Consider the following 12,384-nt stretch of genomic DNA (forward strand, 5'->3'; position numbering starts at 1 on the left):
CCCATCTGGCTTACAATCGCTGTTTTCTCCGCCCCGAATGCATACATGGAAACCACCACCCTCGCCCTGCTGCTCCTGGTCCCGCTGCTGGTCTGGCGCATCTATTCGCGCCTGAAGAAACTGGTGGCGCGCCAGAAATCGCAGCTGTGGCGTCACTGGACGGTGGCAATCGCCTTCCCCGCGCTGCTGCTGTTCCTGGCGACGACGACGAAATTCGAGCTCTTGCCCCTGTCCAGCCTGGGCGCGGCGGCGCTGGCCGGCGGCTGGCTCGGTGTGCTGGGCTTGAAGCTGACGCGCTTCGAGCACGTCGGCAAGGACTTCTTCTTCACCCAGCACCGCTATCTGGGCCTGGCCATCACGATGCTGTTCATCGCCCGTCTGCTGTACCGCGGCATGGAAATCTACCTGAACACGCGCCTCGACGTGCCCGTGCCGCCGCCGCCGTTCGGCCAGAGCCCGCTGACCATGGCCGCCTATGGCCTCGTCATCGGCTACTACGCCGTGTACGCGTGGGGCCTGGTGCGCTGGCGCCAGCGCAACAAGCCCTTGCAAGCCGCGGAATGACTCAGTAGTACTGGCACAAGCCGTCACAGCTGGTCACGGCCAGCGCCTGGCGTATCGTCGCCAGCGACGGCGCCAGCGCAGGATCGAGCTCCTGGTCCACCCCGTCCAGGCTGGCCAGCAAGCGCTCGCGCAGCGGCGGCGGCATCAGTCCCACATGCACAGCCGCGTGCTGCGCGGCCGCTTCCAGCATCCTTTTCTTTTGCGCCACGCTCCAGAATGGCGCCAGCACGAACTGCACCACGCCCGTGTAAGCGGTGGCCGATCCCTTGCTGAACGCGCGGGCGCGCAGGCGCTCGGTCCCGCTCACCTCCTGCACCGGCTGGCCGCTGAACTCCTGCGCCATCAAGCCGATCAGGTGCGCATGGCAATGCACGCCAAAGGCGAACATGGTGCTCATTTCATCGCCATACTCGGCCAGGTTCTGCGTCACCTGGTCCTTGCGCGCCTGCTGCAGCTCGGCGCCGGACAGCGGCAGCGGCCGCTCAAGGCCAAACGCGTAATAGGCCTTGCCCAGGTTGGTTGCCCGCTCGCACAGGGCCACGCTCTGGTTCATGTCGTGCAGCGCGCTAACGGGCGCCTGGAACAGGCGCGGACCGTCGGCGACGTGGGCAAACAGCTGCGCCACGGCAGGGTCGCGCAGGCGCGGCAAGCCGCTTTGCACGGTGGACGCGGCCATCATGGCTTGCAGGCGCGCGCTGGCTTGCTGGAAATCGGTATAACTGTCGGCCCAGGCGGCGGGCGCGGCAAGCAGCGCGCCCAGGCACAGGATACGCAGACGGCGGTGGAGAACAGTAGTGGGCAAGGTACGGTCTTTCTATTGCATTAACAAGTAATTGGCACGCAGCGCAGGCGCCTCGCCCGTATTCTCGCTGCCATCCTCGACATTGCCGAAGTAGACGTTCAGATCCTGCTGCGGGCGGAAGTTGCGCAGCTTGACTTGCAAGGTGGTGGGATTGATCTTGGTGAAGGTGCCGGGGAAGCACAGGCTGATCAGCTCATCCGGCTTGCCCTTGACCAGGTTCAAGGTAAAGTCTTCGATGCCGTTCTTCCAGGTGTTGCCGGTCTTCAAGATGTACGAGACCCACTTGGCATTGACGAAACCGCTCTCGCCCTGCTTTTTCGCCAGCCGGTTCCAGCTCGCGTAAAAGGCCTTGTCGCCGCAATATTTTTGTTCAAATTCCTTGCCTTCCCCCAAGTAGGAGGCACCAGGGCCGGCCGCCACGAAGGGGGCATACTGATGGCGCACGCGCACCGTTTTGCCAGCAGGAAATTTCTGCCGCCATTGGTAGACCACCGTCACGGACCAGGCCGGCACCCATGCTTCGTCTTCGGACAGCTTGGCCAGCAAGCCGTCGGCGATCATGGCCTTTTTCTGCGCGGCATTCAAGGGCGCCACCTCTTTTTCGAACGGGCTGAACGACGGGAAATAAGCGACTTGTGCATCCGACAGGCCCAGCTGCGCCAGGCGCGCCGTCACGTCAAGGCCGTCGAGCTTGGCGACCAGCACGGTCTGGTAATCCTTGCGCCTGCCGTCGACCTCGATCGAGAACTGCCGCGGCTGGCCATAGTACGTGGGCGACTGGTGGTAGCCGGCCTGGTAGGCGGGCAGCGGGAAGATGATGGTCTCTTCCACATCGCTTTTCGATTCGTTGAGAAACTCGTACTCGACCTTGATCAAGTCCGTGCTGACAGTCAGCACTTCCTTTTTCATGGCCACGGCGTCGGTCTTGCCGACGATAATGCCGCCGGCACTGACCGAGCCGATGCCGTCATTGGCCATGGCTGGCGCCGAGCATGCCAGTGCCAGCGCGGCCGGAAGCAGCCAGCGGCGCATCACGCCGCCTTGCCCGGCACGGGCTCGACCCGGCGCTGCAGCACGAAAATCGGCTGCGCCCATTGCGTATCCTTTTTCTTCTTGCTCGTGATCAGAGTGAGCTCCGAAGGGTCGTAGACGTCCGTGTTGTGCGTCAACGGCGTCGTCATCAGGTATTGCGCTTCCGTGTTTTTCAGGAACTCGCCGACCAGCTGGATGTTGCGGATATCGAGGTGGGCAAACGGTTCGTCGATGAAGACGAAGCCGCCGGAACCATCTTCCGATTTCAGCAGGCCAATCAGCAGCACCAGCGATTTCATCACCTGCTGGCCGCCCGACGCTTCGCCATCGTTCATGCCGATGACGCCCTTGCCGTCGAACTTGAAGCGCACGTGCAAGCCCGCCTGCGACAGCTGCACGTCGTCGTTTTCCAGGCGCACGGGGTCGGCATGCACTTCGATGCCGGCCAGTTCGCCCAGCTCCTTGATGTTCTTGCTGTAGGTCTTGATGGTGTAGCGCAAGCGTTCCATGTAGGCGCCACGGGCATTGCCCGTCGCTTCGATGGCGCGGTTGTTCTGGTAGCGGCGCTCGTCCGTTTCCGACTGGCGGCCATGCAGCTGGTCCGACAGGCGGTGGTGCTGGTCGATGACGGTGGCGTCGAGTTCCCAGTCGTCGCGCGCCAGGCTGCTTTGCAGGCTGGCCACGCGCAAGTCGACCTGGTGCGCATTCTGGTGCTCGGCCACGAGGGCCGCGCGGCGCGCGGGCCGGCGCCAGCTTTTCGGCAGGTGGCGCCAGGCGTGGCGCAAGGCCAGCAAGGCGCGCGCATGTTCGGCGCGCTGCTCGATCTGTTTCTTGTAGCCGAGGCGTGAACCGGCTTCCGCTTCCGACAGCGCCAGGCGCGCGTTTTGCCACACGGTATCGGCGCGCGTGCGCGCCACGGTGGCGTTCTTCGTCAGATTGCCCAACTCGCCCAGGCGTCCGCCCACTTCCAGGCGCTCGTCCTTCAACGGCTTCGAATTGCGCAGCGCTTCGGCGAACTCTTCCTGGCGCGCGCTGAGCTCCTTGGCCGCATCGACGCCGGCGATGCGCGCTTTCAAGGCGCCCACTTCGGCCGCCAGTTTCGAGATCGCCAGGGTCAGCGTATCTTCCTGGCCTTCCAGGCCTGGTAGCGAGCGCAGCAGTGCTTCCAGGCGGCCGCTGCGGCCAGCCTGGCCGAAGCGGTAGCGCGACGCTTCGACGAACAGCGAGCGCCCGCCGCGGCGTTCGCGGTGATACGCCTCGGGCGTGATCCACTCTTCGTGGCTGCCCAGCTTGAAACCGGCCTCGACGGAATCGACGCGGGAGATGCGCGACAATTGCTCGATCAGCCAGCTTGGCACGGGCGCGGAAAATTTCACCACGGCCAGCAGGCTTTCGTCTTTCGCGACCGGTGCCGTGACCAGGTCGGGCACGATGAAGTGGCGGTAGCGTTCCTTCTCGGCCAGGCGATAGGCGGCGGCCGCATCCTTGGCCTTGTCCAGCAAGACCACGGAGGCATAGCCGCCCAGCACGCCTTCGACGGCGCCCTGCCAGCGGCTGTCCGTCACTTCGACGATGTCCGACAGCATGGCGTGGGAAATCCCCGCATCGCGCAGCGCGCGGCGCATGCCGCGCACATTGTCCGGCTCCGGCATGGCCGTCTTGCCTTGCAGCGCGGCAATGGTTGCCTGTTCGCCCGCGATGCGCGCCGACAGGGCGTCGCGCTGCTGGCGCTGGCGCAGCAGATCCGCTTCCTTCTGTTCCAGCTGGGCCGCCACTTCGGCGATGTCGCTGCCCGAATCGGCCGCCAGCTTGTGCAAACGCTCCTTCTGTTCCAGCAGGCTGTCCAGCGGTTTCAGTTTCGCGTTGATCAGGGACAAACGGCTCTGCAAGCCGATCGACTCCTGCTCCAGCAAGGTTTCATTCATCTGCGCGTCGGACAGCGCCTTCGCCTGCGCCGCCAGCGCATTGCGTTTATCGGTCAGCTGCTGGTCCGCCTGTGCCATCGGTTTGCGCGCATCGCGCAATTGCCGGCTGGCCGCGGCCGCCTTTTCGCGCGCCTCGTGGTACTGCAGGCTGGGCAGCACTTCCTCGAGCAGGTTGCGGCGTTCCTTGTGCAAGCCTTCCCACTGATGGTAATTGGCCACGCGCAGGCGCAAGCCTTCCAGGTTGGTCTTCGACGCCTCGAGTTCCGTTTCGAAGCGTTTCAGCTCCACTTCCGTGTCGCGCTGGTGGCGCTTGGCTTCATCGTAGGCGTCCAGCACTTCCTTGTCGCCGAACACCTGGAACACGAGGTCGAGCAGCTGGCGCGGCGCGTATTCGCACAGCTTGTCCGTCTCGCCCTGCTCCAGCGCCAGCACCTTCGACATGGCCGGCGACAGGCCCGCATTGGCCAGGCGCTTGCGGTAGTTTTCCACCCCCAGCCAGTCATTGGCGTCCGTGATGTCCTCGATCTGCACATTGCCCGGACGCATCAGATACTGGCGCTTCCAGTCGCCGCCGTTCTTCTGGATCTGGCAAAACAGGGTCACTTCATCGTCGCTGAAGAAGCCGGAACTGCGGAACGGCCGGTTCGACAGCTGCTTGCCCACGTTCTTGTTGTCGACCACGGCGCGCAGCCAGGCCGTCTGCTGGCCCGAGTGGCGCGCATAATGCTTGTACGTGCGCCCCATCGAACAGTCGAGGCCGAACAGGGTGCGCAAGGCGTCGAGCAAGGTGGTCTTGCCCGAGCCGTTCTGCCCTGCGATGGTGATGATCTTCGCGTCGAGCGGAATATTCTTGATGCGCTGCCAGTAATCCCAGTGCACCAGTTCAAGTGATTTGATATGAAACATGGCCGCTTTCAGTGAGGGAGGTCGGACGACGGCGTATCACCCGCGTCGGTGATGTCGGTGGACACATCGGCGTCCACGTCGGCGTCGAGCTCGGCGTCCGCCAGCGCATCGCCGCCCACGACGACCAGGCGCGCTGGCGCCCGCTTGAACACGTCGGCCAGGGCGCCGTTGATGATGCGCTCCTTCAAGACGTCCGTGTCCATCATCAGGTCCAGCAGCGGGCCTTCGAGGATAAAGTCGCCGCGCCGCTCGATGAAGCCCAGCTTGGCCAGCGTGCCCAGGTTCATGTCCATGCGCGTCTTCTTGCCCAGCTTGTCGCCGAAGTCCGACAGCAGCGCCTTGTAGGAAATGCCGATCGACGCGTCTTCCGCGCGCGGCAGCGGCTTTTCCGTGCCGAACATGTCATTCTGGTCATCATCGGCGTGCTGGTGCGTTTCCTGGCGTTCGCGCTTGGGCAGGATGATCTGCGCCCACAGCACCACCAGCAAGGCCACGCCATCGCGCGCCAGGCCGAAATTATTGTTTTGCCACACGTCGCGCGCGCCGAAGATCTTCGGCTCGATGGTGCGCGTCAGGGCCAGCGTGACATGGTCGGCATACACGTTGTCGAGCAATTTCAGGCCGCAGGCCAGCAGTCGCGCATCGATCTCGGCGCGGAACAGTTCGTCCGACAGCACGCGCTTGACCAGCTTGTCGTCGCGGCGCAGGGTTTGATGCGTGAGCAGGCGCGCAATCAGGATTTGGGAATCGTCATTCATCGGCGGTGCCGCTATCTAAATCAAGTGAAACATTCAGTGAAAGCGAGGCGATCGACATGGCCGCCACGTGGGGGTCGGTCAGTTGGACCATCTCGTCGGTCGGTGTAAAGGTGATCGGCAAACGGGCCAGTTCGGCCGTCGAACCCTGCAGGCTTGCTTCGGAAACATCACCGAGCAGCGGCAGCATGGAGGCGCGGTACGAGGCAACGGCAAAGCTGGCCGGCAGCAGGGAATCCTGCACGGGCACGCTCTTCGGCCCCTCTTCGCCGATGCTGGGGAAATTGCCCAGGCTGGCGAAGTTCGACAGGCGGTCCAGCAAATCGTCGAGTTCAAGCTGCATGGCGGGTCCGTCGCTGATGGTGGTGGGCGCGTCCTCGCCGCTGGGCAGGCCCGTGTTGATGACGCCCGCCGCCCGTTCGGACAGCAGCTCCGTTTCGGCCACGTCGATCATCTCGGCCGGCGTGGCGAACAGGGGCACGACGGGCTGGTCGATGGCGCCCTCGGCCAGGCTGGCCAGGTCCTCATGCAGCAGCAGCCAGCGCTTGATGTCGGTCGTCGACAGGCCCGACTGGCCCAGGTGCACCCTCTGGCGCTCGATCTGGTTCAGCGCGCGCGAAAACATGCCTTGCATGTTCAGCAACTTGCTCTGCGCGCGGCCGATCGCCTGCGCCGCCTTGTGCGTGGCGCTGTCCGCGTTTTCATCGGAGGTAATCGCCACGAGGATTTCCGAGCCTTTTTCCACCCAGTCGCAGGCCATGTTCCACTTCGCCTGCGCCGTGCGCAAACGGAATTCGGAACCGGAGGCGATGGCGTCGGAGAATTCCTCCGTCAAGTCCACCAGGCGCCCCAGCAGATGTTGCAGTTGCTCCACCGACACGCCGCCCACGGCTTGCGCGCCCGCCACCTGCGACAGCAAAAAGCCCATCTCGGCTTCGTCTTCCGTCTGGCCCAGGCCCAGCAGGCTGTCGATGGCCGACAGCACGTTGCGCGCCATCGGCGTGACGCGGTACACGCCCTGCTGCGCATCCCAGGCCAGCAGCTGGTTCGAACGCAGGCGCAGCAAGACCGTTTCCAGGCTTTCCGGCAACAGATAAGCGAGCCGGGTATTGATGTCGGCGCGCGTGTAGGCGGACGTGGCCGCATCGGCGGCCAGCTCGCGCAACACGAGCAGGCGCACCAGCACGCCATCGAAACCGCCGTGGAACAGGGCCGTAAACACTTGCAGCAAGGGTTGCGCCCGCTTCAAATGGAATACCTGCTCGATCTCGTCGGCCGAAATATTGGGCTGGAAATGCGCCTGCAAGGAATCGTGATGCTCTTGCTCTGTCTGATTTGCATCCGTAGCCACGGCTGCACTTGCCATTATATCAATCATTCTATTCCGGATGAGTGTTCAGCGGGCGGCGCTGCGGGCTAACGCGGCGCTGCGGGGCGGGGGCGTCAGTATATCAGTTCTGACATGCAATTCGACACGTGGCGGGGGGCACTGCGGACAGGGCGCAACACGCAGGCGGCACCAGCGCACGCGGCGCCTGCCAGATGGCGGGGGCGATCCGGCAGATCAGCCCCCGCAACAACAGTGAACGCTTACTTTTTAATGATCTTCTGCAAAGTCTGCTCGACATAATCGCCGTCTTCATCGGCAAATGTCACCTTCACGGGATACCATTCCAGCGACGGCGCCAGCCACAGGTCCACCTGCTGGCCCTGCTTGTTCGACGGCGGCGCCTTGACCAGGTGAATGGCGGCAACTTCGCCCAGGCCCGTAGCCACCTTGTCTTCCTTGACGACCTTGAAAGTCCACGGTTCGGCGTCGCGGCGGCCGGCGACGAAGAACGTCCATTCCGAGCCGGCGACGAATTTCTCGGGCGCGGCGCGCGCCACGCTGGCCAGTTGCCAGACAGTGCTGTTGCGGTCCTGCTCGCCGCCTTTCAGCGGATAACTGTCATCGCCTTCGCTGAAGACGATGGTCTTGCTGTCGCGCTTGAACGTGGTCGTGGCCGCCTCCTTGCGGAAGCGTTTTTCCACGAACTGCGCGGGCGCCAGGCCGTAATCGTCGACCGTGCCTTCGCTGCGCTGCTCGAAGATCTTGCCAAACAGGGCAGCCTTGGTTTCGGCCAGCAGCGAATACTTGCCGTCGCCCGCGCGCCAGTTGCTGACGGACTCGCCGGCCAGCGAAATGCCGCGCTGCCGGGCCTTGATGGAATAGACGAGGTCTGCCGATGGCGCCAGCTTGTACGGGCGCTTGATGACGGGATGCTCCACGGGCTCGTCCGCCGCCATGGCGGGAGACAGGGTGGCGGCCAGCAAGCCGGCGGCCAGTACATGTTTCAAGGTGCTCAAAGAATTCATTTATTTTCCTGTGATGTCGGTGCTGCGTTGACGCTGATCTTGGTCACGGTTTGCGTGGTCAGCGCCCCGTTCGCTTCAGTATTGCGTATTTGTACCGGATACCATTGCATGGACGGCGCCAGCCAGATATCGAGTTGCGACGAATAGGTGCCGGGTTTCGGCGGCCGGCGCAGATGCCAGGTCACCAGGCGCCCCATCTTCGTGTCGAGCTCTTCCTCGCCCACCAGCTGGAAGCGGAACACGGTCGCTTCCTTTTCTTCGCCGACGAGAATGTCGATATTGCCCACCAGCTGGTTGACGTCGGCGCGGCCGATGGCGGCCAGCTGGAATGGCACGGTGGCCTTGTCCTGCACGCCCTCCTGCCACGGCGCCGTGACCGTGCTGGCCGAGAACGTGATGGTCTTGGCATCGCGGTTGAAATGCGTGGCCGTCTGCGCGCGGCCCTTGCGTTTTTCCGTGGCCGTGACGGGCACGACGCCGCTGGCATCGATCATGCCTTCGCTCGTCAAGACCAGCAGGTTGATGCGCGTGATCAACATGCTCAAGCCCACTTCCAGCTTCAACTGGTAGCTGTCGCCGTGGTTTTGCCACGCCATGGATGCGACGCCCTGCCATTTGGTGCCATCGGCATCGCGCCGGTCCACGTGCAGGTCGAACTGGGCCGACGCCGGCGCATTCGCCTTGTAACGCCGCGCCTGCTCTACCGCAGGCGGCGGCGCGGCGGCCGGCGCCGGCGGCGCCGCTTCGGCTGGCGCGGGCGCCGTGATGGCCGGCGCGCCTGCCGCCGCGGGAGCGGGCGCGGCGGGGACTTCCGGCACGTCGCTGGGCGGCGCCGTCAGCTGGGCCGTCTCGCTCGACGGCAACTCGGTCGGCGGCGGCGGCGGTGGCGGCCGCGGCTTGGGCACGGGCTTGGGTGTCGGCGGTGGCGGCGGCGTCACCGGCAAGGGCTTGGGCGCTTCGGCAATCAATGCCATGCTGACCACATGCGCCTTGTCCTGTCCCGCAGGCACCGTGCCGGCATGCGACGTGAGCCACTCCAGCGCCACGTAATGCAGTGCGCCGATGATCGCAACAAAGACGACGGTGCGGCGGCGCGGCGGTGAGAAGAAGGAAGCTGGCATCATAAGCCGTAGTGTAACGCTTTCGCCCCGCCACTGCCCCTTGCCCGTGCTCAACTCCTGATGTTTTATGTAAGAAAATGTTGGCGACTTTGCGTCAGTTGCAAGCTGATATCTGCTACGCTAGGACTATCCATCCAACAGGAGATTTCGCATGGCAAACCCGCAAATGCCCCAGATTCCGGGCGCAGCAGTTGTGACCGATACGCTCGACTTCGTCAAAAACCTGTGGGGCAGCATGAGCGTGCCTGGCATGGGCGTGCCTGGCATCACGGCACCGACCATGTCGGTGGAAGAGCTGGACAAGAAAATCAACGACTTGAAAGCCGTCGAAGCCTGGCTAAACCTGAACACCAGCATGCTGCGCGGCAGTATTCAGGCGCTGGAAGTGCAGCGCGGCACCATCGCCACCCTGAAGTCGATGGGCGCCTCGCTGGCCGCCGCCATCACCCAGCCTGGCGCCAGCGACACCTCGCTGTTCGAATCCGTGCCGTACGCGTCCGCATTTTTCCAGCAGCCGACGCCCGCAGCGGCGGCGCCGAAAGCGCCCGCACCGGCCCCCGCACCAGCGCCTGAGCCGGCGCCCGCACCAGCGGCCAGCGCGCCCAGCGAGGCGAATGCCCATGCGGCAGCCCAGCTGGCCAATCCGAGTGCTTGGTGGAATTTGTTACAAGATCAGTTCAAACAGGCGGTATCGACGGCAATGTCGCCCGATACGGCCAGTGCGGCGGCCAGTGCAGGCAGCGCGGCCAAGGCCAGGCCGGCAGCGGGCAAGCCGGCCAAGCCTGCCGAGACCGGCGCGGTAGCCAAGGCCAAGGCGGCGCCACGCAAGGCGCCGGCGAAACGCGCGGCGCCCAAGGCCAAAGCGCCAGGCAAGTCCTAGCGCTTCAAGACCTCAAGCAGCGATATGATCAGGCGATACGATGAATGCGGATCGCCTCGATCATATTGTCGGCCTGGCGTTTTACGTCACCGATCGTGATCAGGCCTTCGTCCGCCAGCGCCTTGGCGTGCTCGTACGAAGACTGGAATGTTTCCAGCGTGTCTCCCTTGGCGGCGACCGGGCGTACCCAGGCAATGCTGCCGACTTTCATTTTTTTGTACACTTCATTGACCACATCACGCATAGTTTCTTCCTTATTGTTGTAAAGCAACTCAAGCACGGGCAAGCCCACGCTGGCCCCTAGTTTATCATCCGGCGCGCTCGCGCACGGATTTTCCGGGATTTTCGGCTGCCGGCGGCGCTTTTTCCAGGGCCACGAGTTCCGCTTCCGGCGCGGGCGGCGGCGTCAGCTGCACCAGTTGCTCCATCAATTGCGCGAAACGCTGCTGTCCTGGTGCAATTTTGTCTACATACAACAACACCTCCATGGCCTCGGCCGCCAGCTCCGCCTGGTAGCCGCGCTGCTGCAGGAAAGAGACGATGATTTGCGCCGAATTGAACAGGATGCGCAGATTGTTCGGCAGTTTTTCGCGCGCCGCGCGCATCCAGCTGACCGCTTCGTTGAGCTTGTCCGTCTTCCACAGCAACACGCCCTTGTTCATCAAGTCCGACGCTTCCTTGCGCGACGCGATGATCATGCTCGTGCCTTCGTCACCCATCTTCGCCTTGTCGAAGATTTTCTGCACCTCGTCCTGCACCACCTGGTTGTCGTGGTTGTTTTTCACCACGTAGCACAGCAGGCCGGCCGGCGCGTCCTTGACGCCGACGGCGAACAGCAGGGTCGCCAGCTCCATGCAGATGCTTTTCTCGGGCCGCGCCGGATCCTCGGCCAGCATGGCTTCGAGCTCGTCGCCGCACTTGCGCGCGCGCCGGTAATCGCCCGTTTCGTGGTGCACCATGCCTTCCGTGATCTTGGCGCGCAAGCCGATCTGCTCGGGAGAAAATTCGCGCTGCGCCAGCAGCAGCCACTGCAGCGCCTCCTTGGCATCCTTTTTGAGGCCGCATACGCGCGCCAGGCCCAGGTAGGCATCCGGCGTCTTCATGACGGAAAACTCGCCGATGGAAATGCACTTGCGGAAGGCCTTTTCCGCCATGCCGACATTGCCGATTTTTAGCGCCGCCAGTCCCAGGTTGCGCTGGCGCGGCACGGAGTTGGGCGACAGGCGCGCCGCTTTTTCCAGCACGCCGCACGCTTCCTCGTGCTGGCCCATCAGCTGGTAGGCGACGGCCATCTGGTCGTAGGCGTCGATGTAGTACTTGTTTTCAACGATCACGCCCTGGAAGATCTGCCGCGCCGCCTCGTGTTCGCCGTTATTCATGCGAATCTTGCCCAGTCCCGCCCTGGCCCAGCTGTAATCGCGGTCGGCCAGCACTTTTTCATACACGGCGCGGGCTTTTTCCGGTTCGCCGCTTTTCAGCAGCAGGGAGGCCTTCATGCGCAGCAGTTCCAGCTCGTGCAGCTTGTTGACCTCGATCTGCGCATCGCACAATTTGGCCGCGCGCAGATAATCCTTTTCCATGCACGCCTGGTCGATTTCGCGGAATACCTGCTTCTTGTGCCAGACGCGGTTCAGGCGCGTCAGCAGCACGCCTTCCGTGATGGGCTTGATCAGGTAGGCGTCGGGCTGGTGTTCGGCCGCGCCCATCACCGATTCCACGCTTTTCTCGGCCGACACCATCAGCCACACGCTCGATGGCGCCGTCAGGTTGCGCACGCGCGTCTCTTCCAGCACCTGCTGGCCGTTCTTGCCTTCGCCGAGGTTGTAATCGCACAGCACCACGTCGTAGCGCGTCTTGGCCAGCAGTTTCATGGCTTCGCCGCCGCTGGCCGCCTGGTCGATATGGCGCGCGCCCAGATTGCGCAGCGATTCGCGCAGCAGGATGCGGATGCCGATGAAGTCGTCGACCAGCAGATAATGCTTGTCGGCCCAGTCGGTGCTGCCCGCTTCGGCGGCGGTGGCGTGGCTGTCTGTCGTCATGGCGT

11 protein-coding genes are annotated in these 12,384 nt (G+C 63.9%); 2 read left to right on the forward strand and 9 right to left on the reverse strand.

Annotation, left to right across the window (positions count from 1 at the left end; all coding sequences use genetic code 11):
- Positions 1–45 precede the first annotated feature (45 nt).
- On the forward strand, positions 46–564 hold the full coding sequence (locus tag YQ44_RS24130; RefSeq protein ID WP_071325546.1) for a hypothetical protein: 519 nt from the start codon (positions 46–48) through the stop codon (positions 562–564).
- A gap of 1 nt (position 565) precedes the next feature.
- Here YQ44_RS24130 and YQ44_RS24135 read toward each other — a convergent pair whose 3' ends face one another.
- From YQ44_RS24135 to YQ44_RS24165, 7 genes are all read right to left on the reverse strand, one after another.
- Positions 566–1,366, reverse strand: coding sequence for a hypothetical protein (locus tag YQ44_RS24135; RefSeq protein WP_071325547.1), 801 nt, complete (start codon positions 1,364–1,366; stop codon positions 566–568).
- A 12-nt stretch (positions 1,367–1,378) separates the two neighbouring features.
- Positions 1,379–2,398, reverse strand: coding sequence for a DUF4424 family protein (locus YQ44_RS24140; protein WP_071325548.1), 1,020 nt, complete (start codon positions 2,396–2,398; stop codon positions 1,379–1,381).
- Complete coding sequence (locus YQ44_RS24145) at positions 2,398–5,229, reverse strand: ATP-binding protein (protein WP_071325549.1); 2,832 nt, start codon at positions 5,227–5,229, stop codon at positions 2,398–2,400. The genes YQ44_RS24140 and YQ44_RS24145 overlap by 1 nt, the downstream gene beginning before the upstream one ends.
- Positions 5,230–5,237: 8 nt before the next feature.
- Positions 5,238–5,987 carry a hypothetical protein gene (locus YQ44_RS24150; protein WP_071325550.1) on the reverse strand — a complete coding sequence of 250 codons (750 nt, stop codon included), beginning with the start codon at positions 5,985–5,987 and terminating at the stop codon, positions 5,238–5,240.
- Complete coding sequence (locus tag YQ44_RS24155) at positions 5,980–7,350, reverse strand: hypothetical protein (protein ID WP_156894969.1); 1,371 nt, start codon at positions 7,348–7,350, stop codon at positions 5,980–5,982. The genes YQ44_RS24150 and YQ44_RS24155 overlap by 8 nt, the downstream gene beginning before the upstream one ends.
- Before the next feature lie 224 nt (positions 7,351–7,574).
- Positions 7,575–8,339, reverse strand: a complete 765-nt coding sequence (locus tag YQ44_RS24160; protein WP_071325552.1) for a DUF3108 domain-containing protein — start codon at positions 8,337–8,339, stop codon at positions 7,575–7,577.
- The gene (locus YQ44_RS24165) at positions 8,336–9,463 is read right to left on the reverse strand and encodes a DUF3108 domain-containing protein (protein WP_083412026.1); all 1,128 of its coding nucleotides are present in this window, start codon (positions 9,461–9,463) and stop codon (positions 8,336–8,338) included. Before YQ44_RS24165 ends, YQ44_RS24160 begins: the two co-directional genes overlap by 4 nt.
- Before the next feature lie 148 nt (positions 9,464–9,611).
- Here YQ44_RS24165 and YQ44_RS24170 point away from each other — a divergent pair, with 148 nt between their 5' ends.
- Complete coding sequence (locus tag YQ44_RS24170) at positions 9,612–10,340, forward strand: PhaM family polyhydroxyalkanoate granule multifunctional regulatory protein (RefSeq protein WP_071325553.1); 729 nt, start codon at positions 9,612–9,614, stop codon at positions 10,338–10,340.
- A 28-nt stretch (positions 10,341–10,368) separates the two neighbouring features.
- Here YQ44_RS24170 and YQ44_RS24175 read toward each other — a convergent pair whose 3' ends face one another.
- The gene (locus tag YQ44_RS24175; RefSeq protein ID WP_010394693.1) at positions 10,369–10,584 is read right to left on the reverse strand and encodes a hypothetical protein; all 216 of its coding nucleotides are present in this window, start codon (positions 10,582–10,584) and stop codon (positions 10,369–10,371) included.
- Between the two features lie 64 nt (positions 10,585–10,648).
- Positions 10,649–12,379 carry a tetratricopeptide repeat-containing response regulator gene (locus YQ44_RS24180; protein ID WP_071325554.1) on the reverse strand — a complete coding sequence of 577 codons (1,731 nt, stop codon included), beginning with the start codon at positions 12,377–12,379 and terminating at the stop codon, positions 10,649–10,651.
- Positions 12,380–12,384: the final 5 nt, after the last annotated feature.

This window comes from Janthinobacterium sp. 1_2014MBL_MicDiv, assembly GCF_001865675.1.
Classification (GTDB): Bacteria; Pseudomonadota; Gammaproteobacteria; order Burkholderiales; family Burkholderiaceae_D; genus Janthinobacterium.